At 67.7% G+C, this 16,615-nt stretch carries 17 protein-coding genes; 9 read left to right on the top strand and 8 right to left on the bottom strand.

Translation table 11 applies throughout. The features are described from left to right. Positions 1 to 59 precede the first annotated feature (59 nt). Complete coding sequence (locus BM162_RS07460; protein ID WP_093420057.1) at positions 60 to 1,442, bottom strand: pyridoxal phosphate-dependent decarboxylase family protein; 1,383 nt, start codon at positions 1,440 to 1,442, stop codon at positions 60 to 62. Between the two features lie 373 nt (positions 1,443 to 1,815). Here BM162_RS07460 and BM162_RS07455 point away from each other — a divergent pair, with 373 nt between their 5' ends. From BM162_RS07455 to eno, 6 genes are all read left to right on the top strand, one after another. Further along, positions 1,816 to 4,089, top strand: coding sequence for a CDC48 family AAA ATPase (locus BM162_RS07455; protein WP_245759195.1), 2,274 nt, complete (start codon positions 1,816 to 1,818; stop codon positions 4,087 to 4,089). A 15-nt stretch (positions 4,090 to 4,104) separates the two neighbouring features. Next, positions 4,105 to 4,839 (top strand): DUF533 domain-containing protein, encoded by a 735-nt coding sequence (locus BM162_RS07450; protein WP_093419891.1) that lies wholly within the window; start codon positions 4,105 to 4,107, stop codon positions 4,837 to 4,839. Positions 4,840 to 4,873: 34 nt separating this feature from the next. After that, on the top strand, positions 4,874 to 5,749 hold the full coding sequence (locus BM162_RS07445; RefSeq protein WP_093419889.1) for a PhzF family phenazine biosynthesis protein: 876 nt from the start codon (positions 4,874 to 4,876) through the stop codon (positions 5,747 to 5,749). 29 nt (positions 5,750 to 5,778) lie between these two features. After that, the gene (locus BM162_RS07440) at positions 5,779 to 6,192 is read left to right on the top strand and encodes a Fur family transcriptional regulator (protein ID WP_093419886.1); all 414 of its coding nucleotides are present in this window, start codon (positions 5,779 to 5,781) and stop codon (positions 6,190 to 6,192) included. Positions 6,193 to 6,315: 123 nt separating this feature from the next. Continuing rightward, on the top strand, positions 6,316 to 7,218 hold the full coding sequence (locus BM162_RS07435) for a DMT family transporter (RefSeq protein ID WP_093419883.1): 903 nt from the start codon (positions 6,316 to 6,318) through the stop codon (positions 7,216 to 7,218). A 193-nt stretch (positions 7,219 to 7,411) separates the two neighbouring features. Next, on the top strand, positions 7,412 to 8,689 hold the full coding sequence (gene eno / locus BM162_RS07430; protein WP_093419881.1) for a phosphopyruvate hydratase: 1,278 nt from the start codon (positions 7,412 to 7,414) through the stop codon (positions 8,687 to 8,689). A 67-nt stretch (positions 8,690 to 8,756) separates the two neighbouring features. Here the strand turns inward: eno and BM162_RS07425 are convergent, their stop codons facing one another. Both BM162_RS07425 and BM162_RS07420 read right to left on the bottom strand, forming a co-directional pair. Next, positions 8,757 to 9,221, bottom strand: coding sequence for a PRC-barrel domain-containing protein (locus BM162_RS07425; RefSeq protein WP_093419878.1), 465 nt, complete (start codon positions 9,219 to 9,221; stop codon positions 8,757 to 8,759). Between the two features lie 74 nt (positions 9,222 to 9,295). Then, positions 9,296 to 9,715, bottom strand: coding sequence for a PRC-barrel domain-containing protein (locus BM162_RS07420; RefSeq protein ID WP_093419876.1), 420 nt, complete (start codon positions 9,713 to 9,715; stop codon positions 9,296 to 9,298). Positions 9,716 to 9,820: 105 nt separating this feature from the next. On the opposite strand from BM162_RS07420, the gene BM162_RS07415 reads away from it, so the two are divergent. Then, positions 9,821 to 10,243 (top strand): cupin domain-containing protein, encoded by a 423-nt coding sequence (locus BM162_RS07415; protein ID WP_093419873.1) that lies wholly within the window; start codon positions 9,821 to 9,823, stop codon positions 10,241 to 10,243. A gap of 154 nt (positions 10,244 to 10,397) precedes the next feature. Here the strand turns inward: BM162_RS07415 and pgi are convergent, their stop codons facing one another. From pgi to zwf, 3 genes are all read right to left on the bottom strand, one after another. Continuing rightward, positions 10,398 to 11,999: a glucose-6-phosphate isomerase gene (gene pgi / locus BM162_RS07410; protein ID WP_093419871.1), complete on the bottom strand. Its 1,602-nt coding sequence runs from the start codon at positions 11,997 to 11,999 to the stop codon at positions 10,398 to 10,400. A 4-nt stretch (positions 12,000 to 12,003) separates the two neighbouring features. Next, the gene (gene pgl, locus BM162_RS07405) at positions 12,004 to 12,675 is read right to left on the bottom strand and encodes a 6-phosphogluconolactonase (protein ID WP_093419868.1); all 672 of its coding nucleotides are present in this window, start codon (positions 12,673 to 12,675) and stop codon (positions 12,004 to 12,006) included. A 66-nt stretch (positions 12,676 to 12,741) separates the two neighbouring features. Continuing rightward, positions 12,742 to 14,193: a glucose-6-phosphate dehydrogenase gene (gene zwf, locus BM162_RS07400; protein WP_093419865.1), complete on the bottom strand. Its 1,452-nt coding sequence runs from the start codon at positions 14,191 to 14,193 to the stop codon at positions 12,742 to 12,744. A gap of 221 nt (positions 14,194 to 14,414) precedes the next feature. On the opposite strand from zwf, the gene BM162_RS07395 reads away from it, so the two are divergent. After that, on the top strand, positions 14,415 to 14,747 hold the full coding sequence (locus tag BM162_RS07395) for a DUF3140 domain-containing protein (protein WP_093419863.1): 333 nt from the start codon (positions 14,415 to 14,417) through the stop codon (positions 14,745 to 14,747). Here the strand turns inward: BM162_RS07395 and BM162_RS07390 are convergent, their stop codons facing one another. Next, the gene (locus BM162_RS07390; protein ID WP_093419860.1) at positions 14,748 to 15,332 is read right to left on the bottom strand and encodes an HNH endonuclease; all 585 of its coding nucleotides are present in this window, start codon (positions 15,330 to 15,332) and stop codon (positions 14,748 to 14,750) included. It abuts the gene before it with no gap. A gap of 228 nt (positions 15,333 to 15,560) precedes the next feature. Between BM162_RS07390 and BM162_RS07385 the strand changes: the two genes are divergently transcribed. Next, complete coding sequence (locus BM162_RS07385; protein ID WP_093419858.1) at positions 15,561 to 15,983, top strand: VOC family protein; 423 nt, start codon at positions 15,561 to 15,563, stop codon at positions 15,981 to 15,983. A gap of 262 nt (positions 15,984 to 16,245) precedes the next feature. Here BM162_RS07385 and BM162_RS07380 read toward each other — a convergent pair whose 3' ends face one another. Further along, positions 16,246 to 16,584: a hypothetical protein gene (locus BM162_RS07380; RefSeq protein WP_093419855.1), complete on the bottom strand. Its 339-nt coding sequence runs from the start codon at positions 16,582 to 16,584 to the stop codon at positions 16,246 to 16,248. Between the last annotated feature and the right edge of the window lie 31 nt (positions 16,585 to 16,615).

Below are 16,615 nucleotides of genomic sequence, written 5' to 3'. Positions count from 1 at the left end.
GGTTCGATTGCCTCAAGGGACCCGCGACGGCCTTGACGTGCGCTCCTGCGCCCGCCGCGTCAGCCGAGGTCTTCGAGAACCCGCGCAACCTCCATCACGTCGTCCTCGGTGCAGTCGAAGCTGCCCACCTGCATGCGGATCGCGAACCGGCCCCGGTGGCGCGTCTGAGTCAGGTAGACGCGCCCGTCGTCGTTGATCCGGCGCAGCAGCGCCTCGGTCGCCTCGTCCCCGTCGACAAGCGCGAATGAGAAGAGCGACAGCACCGGAGACGTGACGATCTCGAAACGCTCCATCGCGCCGATATGTTCGGCCAGCGCCTGCGACCATGCCACGTGGTTCCGCAGCCGCTCACGCAGCCCCTCCAGCCCGTATGCCCGCAGCACGAACCACAGTTTCAGTGCGCGGAAACGGCGGCCCAGGGGGATGGTCCAGTCGTTGAAGTCGGTGACACCCTCCTGCCCCAGCGTCTGCAGGTAGTCGGGCTTCAGCGTCAGCGTGCGAAGCTGGGCCGTCGGGTCGGCCAAAAACTGCACTGCGCAGTCGAACTGCGCCCCGAGCCACTTGTGCGGGTTGAACACGATGCTGTCCGCCGCCTCGATCCCCGTCCAGAGGTGCCGGAACTCCGGACAGATCATGGCCGAGCCCGCCCAGGCGGCGTCCACGTGCACCGGCAGGTCGTGTTTCTTCGCCACCGCCACGGCATCGGCCACCGGATCGACCGCGCCGACCGAGGTCCCGCCGACGCAAAGGATCACCCCCGCCGGCAGATGCCCCGCCGCGCGGTCGGCGGCGATGACGCGGTCCAGCGCCCCGGGCTTCAGCGCGTCGTTATCGTCCGTCTCGATCTTCACCAGGTTGGCCTGTCCGATGCCCGCCACGCGCGCCGCCTTGTCGACCGAGCTGTGCGTCTGGTCGCTGGCATAGAGCCGCAGGCGCGGCAGGGCCGACAGCCCCTCGGCGTTGCCCTTCCAGCCAAGCGCCGCCTCGCGCATCGCAAGTACCGCCGAAAGCGTGGCGGTGGTGGCGCTGTCGTGGATGGTCCCGGTGAAGCCGCCGGGCAGCCCCAGCGCGTCGCGCAGCCAGCCGATCATCACCTGCTCGATCTCGGTCGCCGCCGGGGCGGTCTGCCACAGCATCCCCTGCGCGGCGATAGAGTTCGCCAATTGCTCGGCCAGCATCGAGGCGGGCGCGGCGTTCGCGGGGAAGTAGGCGAAGAAGCGCGGATGCTGCCAATGCGTCGTCGCCTCGGGGACGATGCGGGCGAAGTCGTCGAAGATGCGCTCGACCGGTTCGGGATGCTCGGGCGGCGCCTTCGGCAGCTTGGCGGCCGTTTTGCCCGGCGTCGTGTCGGCGCGCACGGGCCGCTCGCGGAGGGTAGCGTGGTAGTCGCGCGTCCAGTCGGCCGCACGCTTCGACCAGTGGTTCAGATCGTCATGGTTCATGGCGCGCATAGAGCCCGGGGTACGGACGGATGGCAAGGGCGCGGCGCGTGTCTCCCGACAGTGCATCCCTGCCGCGATGCGCCCGAGCCAGCCGCTCGGACAGCGCAGAGCCGCCCCACGGGCGGGCGCTCCACGCCCACCCGAGGCCGGGTCCGCCCTTTCGTCGCGCACCACATTCGGAGCCCTCCGCCGCATACCGGCCACGCACCGGATCTTCGGGCAGCGCGCGCCGCCAAAAGGAGCGGACCGGGCCCTCCTCACCGCCTCCGCCCCCGCGCATTTCGCCGCCCCCGTGGAACGCGCGCGCCCCGTTCCACATTGCTTCGACATGGCCGCCACGGGCGGACGCGAAAGCTGGCGAGGGAGAACGCAAGTGGCCGACACCGACACCGACACAGATCTGACGCTTCAGGTGGCCAACACGCGCCCCGAGGATTCCGGGCGCGGCATCGCCCGCCTCAACCGCGAGTCGATGAACCGCATCGGCGTCCGCGAGGGCGAGCCGATCGAGATCGAGGGACGCCGCACCACGGCCGCCATCGCCTTCCCGCCCTATCCCGAGGACGAGGGGCTCAACGTCATCCGCCTGGACGGGCTTCTTCGCGGCAATGCCGGCGCGGCCTCGGGCGACCAGGTGGAGGTGCGCCGGGCCGAGGTGAAGCCGGCCCGCCGCATCACCGTGGCCCCGGCGCAGAAGAACCTGCGCCTGACGGGCACGGGCGAGGCGCTCAAGCGCACCTTCTACCGCCGCCCCTTCGTCGCCGGCGACGTGATCTCGACCAGCGTGCATGCCCCCCGCGCCTATGCCGACCACCGGATGCCCGAGGAACTGCGAGCGATGCTCAACCTGCCCGCCTACGGCTTGCAGGAGATCCGGCTCGTCGTCGTGTCGACCGAGCCGCGCGGCATCGTGCAGATGACGCCCGAAACCGAGGTGAACCTGCGCCCGCAATACGAGGAACCGGCCGAGGCACGCCGCCCCGACATCACCTACGACGACATCGGCGGGCTAGGGAACACCGTCGAGCAAATCCGCGAGATGGTCGAGCTGCCCCTGCGCCACCCCGAGCTGTTCCAACGGCTGGGTATCGACCCGCCCAAGGGCGTGCTGCTGCACGGGCCGCCGGGCACAGGCAAGACACTGATGGCCCGCGTCGTCGCCAGCGAGGCCGAAGCGAACTTCTTCACCATCAACGGCCCCGAGATCCTGGGAAAGATGCAGGGCGAGTCCGAGGAACGGCTGCGCCAGGTCTTCACCCAAGCGCGCGAGCAGTCGCCCGCGATCATCTTCATCGACGAGATCGACTCGATTGCCCCAAAGCGCGAACAGGTCGGCGGCGAGGCCGAACGGCGGCTGGTGGCCCAGCTTCTGACCCTGATGGACGGGCTCGAGCCGCGCCAGAACATCGTGGTGATCGGCGCGACCAACCGCGTGGACGCCATAGACGAGGCGCTGCGCCGTCCCGGCCGCTTCGATCGCGAGATCATCATCGGCGTGCCCGACCAGGACGGGCGGCGCGAGATCCTCGGCATTCACACCCGCGGAATGCCGCTGGGCGAAGACGTGGATCTCGATGACCTCGCTCGCACCACCTATGGCTTCGTGGGCGCGGACCTCTCGGCGCTCAGCCGCGAGGCGGCGATGGACGCGGTGCGGCGCATCCTGCCCGGGCTGGACCTGAAGAAAGGGGTTCCGGCAAAGACGCTCGAAGCTCTGAAGGTCACGCGCGAGGATTTCGACAACGCGCTCCGCCGCGTACAACCCTCGGCCATGCGCGAGATCATGATCCAGGTGCCTAACGTTTCGTGGAAGGACATCGGCGGACTGAGCGACGTGCGCGAGCGGATGCAGGAAAGCATCGAGCTTCCGCTGAAGAACCCGCAGGCGTTCCGCAAACTCGGCATCCGACCGGCCAAGGGCTTCCTGCTCTACGGCCCGCCGGGCACCGGCAAGACGCTGCTGGCCAAGGCGGTCGCGCGCGAGGCCGAGGCGAACTTCGTCGCCACCAAGTCCTCGGACCTTCTGTCGAAGTGGTACGGCGAAAGCGAACAGCAGGTCGCCCGCCTGTTCCGCCGTGCCCGGCAGGTCGCTCCCACGGTGATCTTCATCGACGAGATCGACAGCCTGGTGCCCGCCCGCGGCGGGGGCCTGGGCGAGCCGGCGGTGACCGAGCGCGTGGTGAACACCATCCTGTCCGAGATGGACGGACTGGAAGAGCTGCAATCGGTCATCGTCATCGGCGCGACCAACCGCCCGAACCTTGTGGACCCCGCGCTGTTGCGGCCGGGCCGCTTCGACGAACTGATTTATGTCCCGGTGCCGGACCTCGAGTCGCGCCGCCACATCCTCGGCATCCAGACCTCGAAAATGCCAATTGGCGAGGACGTCGACCTCGACGACATCGCGCGGCGGACCGAACGTTACACCGGCGCGGACCTGACCGACGTGACACGTCGGGCCGGGCTGCACGCCCTGCGCGCGGGGAAAGACATGGTCGGCAAGGCCGAGTTCGAAAGCGCGCTGGACGAAAGCCGCGCCTCCGTCACGCAACAGATGGAGCAGGAATACGAGCAGATCCGCGCCTCGCTGGGCCAGGAAGGCCCGCTGCGCCAGCCCATCGGCTTTCGCCCCTTCGGCGGATCGTGAGAAAGGAGACACCGGATGTCCCTCAAGTCCCTCGCCACCCGCCTCGCCCTCGCCTTCGCGGCGGCGAAAGGCGTGGAGACCCACCGCCGCGCGGGCGGCATGAAGAGCGTGAAGAAACGGCTCGAGGATCATGACGGTCCCGGCGGCGGCATCGGCGGCATGATCGGCCGCGTGGGCGGCGATCGCGAAAGCTCGGCCAGCGGGCTGGGCAACGTGCTCGACAGCCTGGGCTTCGCGGGCGCCACTGACGCGCGCGAGGCCCGCTTTGCCGGGCAGACGCCGATGCAGGACGACTACACCAGCCTGTTCGGCGGGCTGGCCACGGCGTCGGGCGATCCGGATCAGGGCGCGCGGGTGCAGGAGGTTCTGCGCCGGCACCGCGAGGCAGCGGGCATCGACGAGCACCAGGAGGCACAGCTTCTGATCCGGGCCATGATCCAGGCGGCGAAAGCCGATGGAGAGATCGACAGCGTCGAGCGGCAAACCCTGATGGACGTGATCGGCGAAAGCGACCGCGAGGACGTTGCGACGGTGGACCAACTGCTCGCCGCGCCGGTGGACGTCGAGGGGCTGGCTCGCGACACGCCCCGGGGCCTGCGCGCCGAAGTCTACACCGCCTCGGTCAACGTGATCGACCCGGACAACGACGCCGAGCTCGACTATCTTCGCACGCTGTCGGACCGGCTGGAGCTCGACCGCGAGACGGTGAACCAGATCCACGCGGCGTTGCGCAAGCCGCCGCTTTCGTGATTGACGCGGGCGCGGCGGCGCGCGACGACAGGGTATGACCGAATACCTCGTTTACGACGTCTTCACCGACACCCCGTTCGGCGGCAACCCGCTGGCCATCATCCCCGATGCCCGGGACGTGCCCGAGGCACGGCTTCAGAAGATCGCGCGGGAGTTCAACTTCTCGGAAACGACATTCGTCTTCCCGCCCGAGGACCCGGCCCACACGGCCTGCGTCCGCATCTTCACGCCGAACGCCGAGATCCCGTTCGCCGGGCACCCCACCATAGGCACCGCCATCGCGCTGGCCGAGATGGGCCGGGGCGCCGAGCAGGTGCTGGAGCTGGGCGTGGGCCCCATCCCCTGCCGCGTGAGCGACGGCGAGGCGGAGTTCGTCACCAAGGTGCCGCTGTCGATCCTCCACCGCTGCGATCCGGACGACATCGCGGCGTGCCTCGGCCTGGGCACGGACGCGATCCGCATCGATCGGCACGCACCCGCCATGGCCTCGGTCGGGCTGCCTTTCGTGCTGGCCGAGCTGCGCGACCTCGACGCGCTCGCCGCCTGCACGCCGGCGCTTGACCAGTATCGGCGCTGTGCGAGGGTCTATCCCTCGTCGCTCGACTTCGCGGTGCTGGCCTATGTGCGCAACGGCGAGCGCGTGCAGCAGCGCATGTTCGCGCCGCTCGACAACATCCCCGAGGACCCGGCCACCGGCAGCGCCGCCGCGGCGCTCGGCGCGTTCCTTGCCGACCTCGACGACGGCGACATGTCGCTCGACATCGCGCAGGGTGTCGAGATGGGCCGCCCGTCGCGCATCGGCGTCGCCGTTTCCGGCGGGGCGGTGACCATTTCGGGCCGTGCGGTCCGGATGATGGAGGGCCGGCTGACGTTGGAACAGGGTTCACGGCCCGGGCATGATTCCATATGAGCGGGGACCCCGAAGCGACGGACGGGCCCATGACGGAAACGATCATTGAACGCTGCGAGGCCAAGGGCCTGCGCATGACCGACCAGCGCCGCACGATCGCTTCGGTGATCGAGGCGTCCGCCGACCACCCGGACGTCGAGGAGCTGTATCGTCGCGCGGCAGACCAGGACCCGCGTATCTCTCTCGCCACGGTGTATCGCACGGTCAAGCTGTTCGAGGAGGCCGGAATCCTTGAACGGCGGGAATTCGGCGACGGCCGCGCCCGCTGGGAGGATGCGGAGCGCGACCACCACGACCACCTGATCGACATGAACTCGGGCGAGGTGATCGAGTTCGTGGACGCCGAGATCGAGGCGCTCCAGGAAAAGATCGCCGAGCGGCTGGGCTACGATCTCAAGGGCCACCGGCTGGAGCTTTACGGCGTGCCACGCAAGAAGAAGTAACGGCCGGTCCGCATCGCCGCAAACGCGGTCTCCGGCGGGGCGCCCCTCGCACTGTCCGGCGCCACCTTCCCTTCCCGCCGCCGCCGCGTTAAGCGCGGTGCGTAACCGGAAGGACCCCGACAGATGGACAACATTCGCGGCATCGTGCTGATGGTCGCCGCCATGGCCGGCTTCGCGCTCGAGGACATGTTCATCAAGCGCGCCTCGGGCAGTCTGCCGACGGGGCAGATCCTCGTGATCCTGGGCTTCGGCGGCACGCTGGTCTTCGGCCTGATGGCGCGGCGGCACGGCACGCGTCTGGTCTCGCGCAGCGCGATCCTGCCGCCGGTGATGCTGCGCCACGTGGGCGAGGTCGTGGGCACGCTCAGCTTCGTCACCGCGATCTCGCTGGTGCCGCTGTCGCTGGCCTCGGCCATTCTTCAAGCCACGCCGCTGGCCGTGACGCTGGGGGCCGCGCTGTTTCTGGGCGAAGACGTGGGCTGGCGGCGCTGGAGCGCCATCGCTGTCGGCCTGTTCGGTGTCCTGCTGATCCTGCGCCCGGGGTTCGAGGGGTTTCGCCCGGCGTCGCTGTTCGCCGTTCTGGCGGTGGTCGGGCTTGCCACGCGGGACCTCGCGACGCGGCGCGTGCCGGCGCATGTCTCCACCACGCAACTGTCGGTCTATGCCTTCGCGCTGATGGTGCCGGCGGGTTTGATCCTGTTGGCCTTCAGCGGCGGCGCAGCCCTGCCCGAAACCGCGCGGTGGATCGACCTGGGCGGCGCGCTGGTGGTCGGCGTCTTCGGCTACTACGCGATCACGGCGGCCATGCGCGTGGGCGAGGTCGCGGCCGTGACGCCGTTCCGCTACACCCGCCTGCTGTTCGCGCTGGTCATCGGCACGGTCGTCTTCGGCGAACGGCCCGACACGCTGACGCTGGTGGGCGCAGCGATCGTCATAGGTTCGGGGCTCTACACCCTCTTCCGCGAGGCGCGCCTGGGCCGGGCCCGGCGACGCGCGGTGCTGACGCCGAGCGGGCCGGTGAACTGAGCGCGACAGAATTGTGCGCCTGCGGCGCGCACCTTCTGGCCCTGCGCGCCTGCGGCGCTGCGGGCGGATATGCCTCCGGCGGGGATATTTGAGGACCGAAGATGGGGGCTGCCGCGGCTACGCTGCGGGCGTGGTTTCCGTGCGGTGAAGGGGCTGATATAGGTCCGGCGACACAGCATCAGCGGAGATCGCAATGAGCACCATCATCGACATCATCGGCCGCGAGATCCTCGACAGCCGGGGCAATCCCACCGTCGAGGTGGACGTGATCCTCGAGGACGGCACCATGGGCCGGGCCGCCGTGCCCTCGGGGGCGTCCACCGGCGCGCACGAGGCCGTCGAGCGGCGCGACGGCGACGCGGACCGCTACAAGGGCAAGGGCGTGCTGGAGGCCGTCGCCTCGGTCAACGGCGAAATCGCCGAGGGGCTGGTGGGCTTCGACGCGACCGAGCAGGAGTCGTTCGACGCCGCGATCATCGAGATGGACGGCACCGACAACAAGGGCCGGCTGGGCGCGAACGCGATCCTGGGCGTGTCGCTGGCCACCGCGAAGGCGGCGGCGGAGTTCACCGGCCAGCCGCTTTACCGCTATGTCGGCGGGACATCGGCGCGGGTGCTGCCGGTGCCGATGATGAACATCATCAACGGCGGCGAGCATGCCGACAACCCGATCGACATCCAGGAATTCATGATCATGCCTGTGGCCGCCGGCAACATCCGCGATGCGGTGCGCGTGGGGGCCGAGATCTTCCACACGCTGAAGAAGGAGCTGTCGTCGATGGGCCTGTCCACGGGCATCGGCGACGAGGGCGGCTTCGCGCCGGCGCTGAGCTCGACCCGCGACGCGCTCGACGTGATCCTGAAGTCGATCGAGAAAGCGGGTTATACGCCGGGCGACGACGTGATGCTGGCGCTCGACTGCGCCTCGACCGAATACTACGAGAACGGCAAGTACGAGATGAAGGGCGAAGGCGCCTCGCTCACCTCGGAAGAGAACGTCGACTACCTTGAGAAGCTGGTCGCGGATTACCCAATCCTGTCGATCGAGGACGGCTGCGCCGAGGACGACTGGGACGGCTGGAAGATGCTGACCGAGCGGCTGGGCGGCAAGGTGCAACTGGTGGGCGACGACCTGTTCGTCACCAACCCCAAGCGCCTGGCCGACGGGATTGCCAAAGGCTGCGGCAACTCGATGCTGGTGAAGGTCAACCAGATCGGTACCCTGTCCGAGACCCTGCGGGCCGTGGACATGGCGCACCGGGCGGGCTTCACAAACGTGATGTCCCACCGCTCGGGCGAGACCGAGGACGCCACGATCGCCGACCTCGCCGTGGCCACCAATTGCGGACAGATCAAGACCGGCTCGCTGTCGCGCTCGGACCGGCTGGCGAAGTACAACCAGCTGATCCGGATCGAGGAGATGCTGGGCGAAAGTGCGGAGTATGCCGGCAGGGGCATCCTGCGCCGCTGACACGAAAAGGGGCGCGGGCCTGACGGCCCCGCGCCCCGTTCGTCAAGCCGGTAATCCGGCGGGAGGCTTACCAGCCCCAGGCGTCGTCGACTTCCTGGCGCGCCTCGAGCTGCTCTTCGCTCAGGCGGGTAACGAAGGCCACGTTGCCCACCGTGTCACCCACCAGCCGCAGGTCGTTCATGTCAATGATCACGTCGTTGTCGCCGATATCGAGCCAGCCGCCGACCTCGGCCACGAGGCCCATGATCTGGCCGTCGCGCGAAATCACGATGTCCTCGATCTCGCCGATCTCCTCCCAGTCGGTGTCGATCTCGTCGTAGTAGTCGGTGTCGAACCAGGTGGTTTCGTCATACTCGGCTTCCAGCGTGTAGATGTCCGCGTCGATGATGTTCTCGGCTCGCAGGACGTTCTGCGACACCTCGGGCGACACGACGCCGCTGAACGTTGCATCGTCTGTCATGTGCGTCTCGGCGACCACGGCACCGCCGGTGGCGACGGTCAGGGCGAGGGCGGAAAGTCCGATGCGTTTCATGTCGATCTCCTTTAGTTTCAAACTCTTCTTCACTTGGACAACACCTGATCCGGTGGCCGGGTTCCTGTTACGGCTCACTGCCAGGTGGACTCGTCCACTTCCGGCAGCTCTTCGAGCTGCTCCTCTGTCAGGCGCGTGATGTAATAGAATTCGCCGGCGACGCGCACGGCGCGCAGGTCTTCGATGGGCAGCAGGATCGTGTTTTCACCGATGCCGAGAAAGCCGCCGACATCGGCCACGATGCCGGCGATGGTGCCGTCGGTGGACAGCGCGACATCCTCGATCTCGCCGACCTCTTCCCAGTCGGCAGGCATGGCGAGCAGGTCCTCGCCCACCGTCCAGTCTTCGGTCTGGCTTTCGCCGGGGGCGTAGATCGTGCCGTCGAGCAGCAGCGACGCGCGCATGAGCGACGGCGTCGCACCCTCGTCCTGGGCTGCGGCGGGCGTGGCGGCCGCCAGCGCGGCGGCGAGCCCGAGCTTCAAGTGGGTCTGCATGGTGCGTCGTCCCTTGTTCTGACTGTCGCAGCATCAACCGAAGCGCGGCGCGGCGGGTTCCGACGCTCTGGACAGGCGCCGCGCGGCCCAGGCATTGTGGGGCGCATGACGGCCGACGACATCATCGACATGCTGGAGCTGTCCCCGCATCCCGAGGGCGGCTGGTACCGGCAGACCTGGATCGAGGGGCGCGAGGAGGCGCGGCCGGCCAAGACCTGCATCTATTTCCTGCTTCGCAAGGGCGAGCGCAGCCATTGGCACAAGGTGGACGCCACCGAGATCTGGCACTTCTACGCCGGCGCGCCGCTGGTCCTGTCGATTTCGGCCGATCCGGTGGGTCCGGCGGGGCAATACGTGCTGGGGGCGGACCTGGCGCGGGGCGAGCGGCCGCAGATCATTGTACCGGCGCATCACTGGCAGGCGGCCGAGACGCGGGGCGACTGGACCCTGGTGGGCTGCACCGTGTCGCCGGGCTTCCGGTTCGAAGGGTTCGAGCTGGCCGAGCCGAACTTCGACATTCCAGGGTGAGGCGCGGGCGGAGGGCGTGGAGGGGCTCTGCCCCGCCGCGCTACACGCGGCCCCCGGGATATTTGAGGACCAAAGATGTCATCACGGAGCGCACGGCCCCGTGGCGCAGTGCGAGCGGCGAGGCAGCGGAGGGGCCGCCTCGGCTCTCGGCTAGTCAGTCAGCATTCAGGCGCATGAAGTCCACCAGTTGCCGCGTCGAGCCGTCTTTCCCGCCCGCGCTCTCGTCACCCGAGAGGACGGGCTCGAGCGCCTTGGCCAGCTCCTTGCCCAGCTCGACGCCCCACTGGTCGAAGGAATTGATGCCGAGCATCACGCCTTCGACGAAGACCCGGTGCTCATAGAGCGACACGATCTGGCCCAGCACGAAGGGTGTGAGCTTCGGGTAGACCAGCGTTGTCGAGGGGCGGTTGCCGGGGAAGACGCGGTGGCGGGCCTGGCGTTCGAGCTCTTCGCCTTGGAACTTGCCCTTCATCAGCGTACGCGCCTCGTCGATCGAGCGGCCCTTGAGCAGCGCCTCGGACTGGGCGAGGCAGTTCGCGATCAGCAGGCGGTGCTGGTGCGACAGGTCGTCCTCGTGTCCCTCGGCACCGACCATGAACTCGCACGGGACGACGCGGGTGCCCTGGTGGATGAGTTGGTAGAAAGCGTGCTGACCGTTGGTGCCGGGCTCGCCCCAGACGACGGGGCCGCTGTCAACCGGCAGGTCCTTTCCGTCCATCGAGACCCGCTTGCCGTTGCTCTCCATCTCGAGCTGCTGGAGATAGGCGGGCAGACGGGCGAGGCGCTGTTCGTAGGGCAGCACCGCACGGGTGGCGTGGCCGCAGCCCTGGTTGTGCCAGATGCCGACGAGGGCCAGCATCAGCGGCATGTTCTCAAGCGGCTGGGCGGCGCGGAAGTGCGTGTCCATAGCCTGCGCGCCCGACAGGAATGCGCGGAAGGCGTCGGCGCCGATGGCCATCATCAGCGACAGGCCGATGGGCCCCCACATGGAATAGCGGCCGCCGACCCAGTCGGCGAAGCCGAAGACGCGCGAGTCGTCGATGCCGAAGGCTGCGGTCTTGTCCCTGGCCGAGCTGAGGGCGGCGAACTGCGCCGCGGGGTCGCTGACCGTCTCGCTCATCCAGGCGCGCGCAGTCGCCGCGTTGGTCATCGTCTCGATCGTGGTGAAGGTCTTGGAGGCGACGATGACCAGCGTCGTTTCCGGGTCCAGCGGGCGCAGCACGTCGGCGATATGCGCGCCGTCGACGTTGGAGACGAAGTGGCATCGCGGGCCGTCGTGGTAAGGCGTGAGCGCCTGCGTCGCCATCGCGGGTCCGAGGTCGGAGCCGCCGATGCCGATGTTGACCACGTCGGTGATCGGGCCGCCCTGCCCCCGGAACGCGCCTTCGCGCACGGCGCCCGCGAACTGCTCCATCCGCGCGAGCGTGTCGAGCACCTCTGGCATGACGTCCTGCCCGTCCACATGAACCGGCGTGCCCTCGAGGTTGCGCAGCGCGGTGTGCAGGACCGCGCGGCCCTCCGTTTCGTTGATCTTCTCACCGGAGAACATCGCCTCGCGCCGGCCGGGGACGTCGGCCTCCTCGGCCATGCGCACCAGCAGGTCGCGGGTGTCGGCGTCAAGGTTCGTCTTCGAATAGTCGAAAAGCAATCCGCCGGCGGTCACCGAGAAGTCTGCCGCGCGGGCGTCGTCGAAGAGGTCGAGGATGTGGCGGCCCCCGGCAGCCTGCGCCCGGGCCTTCAGATCGTTCCAGTTCATCGCTTTACTCCGCCCAGTGGACCTTGGCCTCGCGCAGCACCAGAGCGATGGGCGCGTCGAGGGGTTTCATCTTCTGCGCCTTCTCGAGCGCCGCGCGCTTCTCTGGCCCGGTGATCACCACGTGCGTCGACATCGCACCCTTCAGCACTGGTGCAGTCAGGGTGATCCGCGGCTCGTTCGCACCGCCCCCGCGCATCGCCATCAGCGGCGGGGCGTCGTCCTGCAACGCTTCCTGCAGCCGGTCCGCGCCGGGGAAAAGCGACGCGGTGTGCATGTCGCCGCCCATGCCCAGCAGCAGGACCGAGATCGGAAGCTCGGCGGCCACATTGCCCGACAGCTCGTCGATCCGATCTTCCGGAGCCATGGCATCGGCGTGCAGCGGGATGTATTTCGCCGCCTCCGCCTTATCGCGCAGCAGGTGCTTGCGCAGCAAGCGCGTGTTCGAGCGGGGATGATCCTCGGGCACCCAGCGTTCGTCCGTCAGCATGACGTGCACGCGGGACCAGTCGAGCTTGATGCCGGACAGCGTGTCAAAAATGGGGCCCGGCGTGGTGCCGCCCGGAACCGCGAAAGTGGCCCATTCGTGATTCATGAGATAGCCGTTCAGCTCGGCGGCGAGCTTGTCGGCCAGGTCGATCATCATCAGTTCCCGGTCGGGATACTCGATCAGCTCCATGACGTCCTCCTTCGTGACGCGTGGCCCGGACGCCGGTCTAGCGCGGATCGGGCTGAATTGCGACCGTCAGCGGATCTCGCGCCAGCGCCGGCCCTCGCGGTGCATGAGCATCTGCGACTCCTCGGGCCCCGCCGTGCCCGGCTCGTAGGGCTTGGGCGCGTCGCCGCGCGCCTCCCACCCCTCGATGATCGGATCGGTCCAGGACCAGGCGGCCTCGACCTCGTCACCGCGCATGAACAGGGTCTGATTGCCGCGGATCACGTCCATGATCAGCCGCTCGTAGGCATCCGGTATCTCCTCGCTCTCGGGTCCCAGCGCCTCGGCGAAGGTCATGTCGAGCGGCACGTCGATCAGGCGCATGCCGCCCGGCCCCGGCTCCTTGATGGTGACGCCCAGCGTCATGCCCTCGTCGGGCTGAAGCCGAATTGTCAGGATGTTGCGGTGGTGCCCGGCCTCGTCTCCGAAGATCGAATGCGGCGCGTCCTTGAACACCACCGCGATCTCGGAGGCGCGGGCGCGCAGGCGTTTGCCGGTGCGCAAGTAGAACGGCGTGCCCGCCCACCGCCAGTTCGACACGTGCAGCTTCATGGCGATGAAGCTTTCGGTCAGCGAACGGGGATTCTCGACGTCTTCGCGGTACGAGGGGCCGTCGGCGTCCGCCTGGTACTGGCCGCGCACGATCTGGTAGGGCTCTACTGGTTCAAGGGCGCGGATGACCTTGAGCTTTTCGTCCCGCACCGCGTCGGGATTGAAGCGCGAGGGCGGCTCCATCGCGATCAGGCAGAGAAGCTGCATCAGGTGGTTCTGCACCATGTCCCGCATCGCGCCCGAGCGGTCGTAGTAGCTGCCGCGCCCGCCGACGCCCACGGTTTCGGCCACCGTGATCTGGATGTGATCGACGTATTGCGAGTTCCACAGCGGCTCGAACAGGACGTTGCCGAAGCGCACCGCCATCAGGTTCTGGACCGTCTCTTTGCCCAGGTAATGGTCGATGCGATAAATCTGGCTTTCGTTGAAATGCTCGGCCAGCGTGGCGTTCAGCGCCTTCGCGCTGCTCAGGTCGCGGCCGAACGGTTTTTCCACCACGATGCGGCTGTCGGCATCGGCGATGTCGTGGTCGTGCAACCGCTCGGCCAGATCGCCGAAGAGCCCGGGTGCGACCGAGAAATAGAAAGAGCGGATCACGCCGTCGCGCATGAGACCGGCAAGCTCCTGCCAGCCACCCGTGCCCTTGGCGTCGATGGTGACATAGTGCAGCCGGGACAAGAAGGCGTCGATCTGGCCCACGTCCTTGCGGTCGGGCCGCACGAATTCGTCCACCGCGTCGCGCACGAACGCGCGATAGGCGTCGTCGTCCAGTTCGGATCGGGCGGCGCCGATGATGCGGGCGTCCTCGGGCATCTGACCGGCCAGGAAACGACGATAGAGGCCCGGCAGGATCTTGCGCCGCGCGAGGTCGCCCGTCCCTCCGAAGATCACCAGGTCGAACGGATCGACCGGAATGATGCGCGACACCATATTCCCAACCCCTGTCTGTGTGCGGACGGCCCCGTTAGCGCTAACCATCCTCGCGCCGCCGTGATATCGCTTGATCTGCGCCAAGTCTAGCGCGCCCGCGGCGGCTCACAATGCACGAGCGACTAGAATTCGAAGCGCCGACGCTCCACCGCGTGACACCTCCGGAACCTCCGCCCGCCCTGCCCGGTTCCTGTGCGGAACGTCGAAGGGAGACAGGCCACATGTCATCGAAGTCGCACGACGAAATCTGGGACGAGTGGAACGACCTGGTCAACATGACGCCGAAGGAGCTCGAGGAGTTCCTGGAGACCGAGGAAAGCAAGTCCGTCGGCGACACGAGCGACGGCGAGTCGACCGGCCACAAGTCCGGCCGCCGTATCGTGGGGATCAAGCGCACGAAAAAGGCGGAGCTGTCGGACGACGACTGGGACCACATGGCCAAGGTCGTGGGCTACATCAAGCGCCACACGGCGCAGGGCGGCCCGTCCGAGGATGTCGAGCATTCGCGTTGGCGCTACTCGCTGATGAATTGGGGGCACGACCCGCTGAAGTGATTAGGCCTCCAGCTCGGCGTCCCAGTAAAGGAAGTCGATCCAGGTGTCGTGCAGATGGTTGGGCGGGAACTTCCGGCCCATGTTCTTCAGCTCTTCCGCCCCGGGCTGGCGCGGTGCCTTGCGCAACGTCATGCCGACCTGCCGCAGGCTCTTCGAGCCCTTCTTCAGGTTGCAGCGCGAACAGGCGGCGACAACGTTTTCCCAGCTGGTGATGCCGCCGCGCGCACGCGGGACCACGTGGTCGAAGGTCAGGTCGCCGCGCCCGCCGCAGTACTGGCAACAGAATTCATCCCTCAGAAACAAATTGAAGCGCGTGAAGGCCACGCGCTTCTGCGGTTTGACGTAGTCTTTCAGCACCACGACCGAGGGTATTCGGATTTTCGTCGTCGGCGACCGGACGAAGGCATCGTACTCGGCCACGATATCCACCCGGTCCAGGAAAGCCGCCTTCACCGCCTCCTGCCAGGGCCAGAGCGACAGCGGATAATACGACAGCGGACGGTAATCCGCGTTCAGCACCAGCGCCGGATGATGCCTCAGGCTGTTCGGCTCCCTTACGAAACTCGTCCTGAAATCGCCGTCCATGATCGACTCGATCCTCGCCCTGTCTGCCCCCGTCGCGCGGCACCAGAGCGGGACCACCCGCCCCAGCATCATGTTCGACTATATATGGCGCTGTGAGCCTTTCAAGCCTCACGATGTGTGCCGCATTCGGTCGCACAGGTAATCCTGTTTCGTGACGTCCGAGTGACAGTTATCCACAAGGTGCGGTACGGGCTGACAGGTCGAGGCACGACCGCTAGAGTCGCGACCATGAGCAGCGACATGCCCGCCCCGCCGCGCGGCATCCTCGAAGCGGCGATCTATGTCCGGGATCTCGAAGCGGCCGAGGCGTTCTATGGCGGCGTCATGGGACTCGAGAAGATCCGCCGCGTGGGCAACCGGCACGTTTTCTACCGTGTCGGGACCTCGGTCCTGCTGGTCTTCAACCCTGCCGAGACGGTGAAGCCGACCGAGAACGACAAGCTCCCGGTTCCGCCGCACGGCGCCACGGGGGAATGCCACGTATGCTTTTCGGCGACGGCCGAGGAACTCGACGCCTGGCGTGCCCGGCTCGAAGCCGCCGGGTACGGCATCGAGGCGGATTTCGAATGGCCGAATGGCGCACGTTCAATCTATTCCCGCGACCCCGACGGCAACTCGGTCGAGATCGCCGAGCCGCGCTTGTGGTTCTGAGACCGACGGAGCCGCGCGCCTGCAGCTGATGCCGCAACGCCACAATACGCACCATCCTGTTACTTAAGCATACCGCGAAAGCAGGTTCCGGAGCACACTTCTTGCGTCCGGCCGGACTGATTTGAAACCACCGCAATCCTCACACGTTAGAGGGGTATGGATATGTCATTTCAGTTCCCGCCGCCCGACCGCGCGGATGACGCCGCGGAGGAAGACGAGACACCGACAGAAGAGGATCGGACGCCGTGGCTCAGCCTCGGCCTCAGGCCGCAGCGCAGTGGCCCGCGCCGACGTATCGACGCAGCGATGGACGTGATCCCGCAGCGACGACGCTGAAGCTCACAGCCGCCGCGCCACCCTGAACCCGTCGTCGGCGAACCAGTTGCCAGTCCTTCGCGGGGATGCGCGTGCCCGCCGCCCTGACATGCGGCTCCATCCGCAGCACGCCCGCGGCGCGCAGGCTGCCGAAGGCGACGGTGCCGTCCGACAAGTCCAGTGCGCTTGCGCCGCACAAGGCCTCGCCCACCCTGGGGCCGCGTGCTCCGACAAACTGGTGCGTACACGGCAGGACCAGCCGCACTGCGACGTCGCGCTCTGTCATCCTCGCCTCCAGCTGATCCCGACCGCTTGTG

Origin of the sequence: Tranquillimonas alkanivorans, assembly GCF_900115595.1 — a bacterium.
Lineage (GTDB): Bacteria > Pseudomonadota > Alphaproteobacteria > Rhodobacterales > Rhodobacteraceae > Tranquillimonas > Tranquillimonas alkanivorans.
Note: the sequence above shows the minus strand (reverse complement) of the source record. Positions and strands in the feature narration are given on the sequence as shown.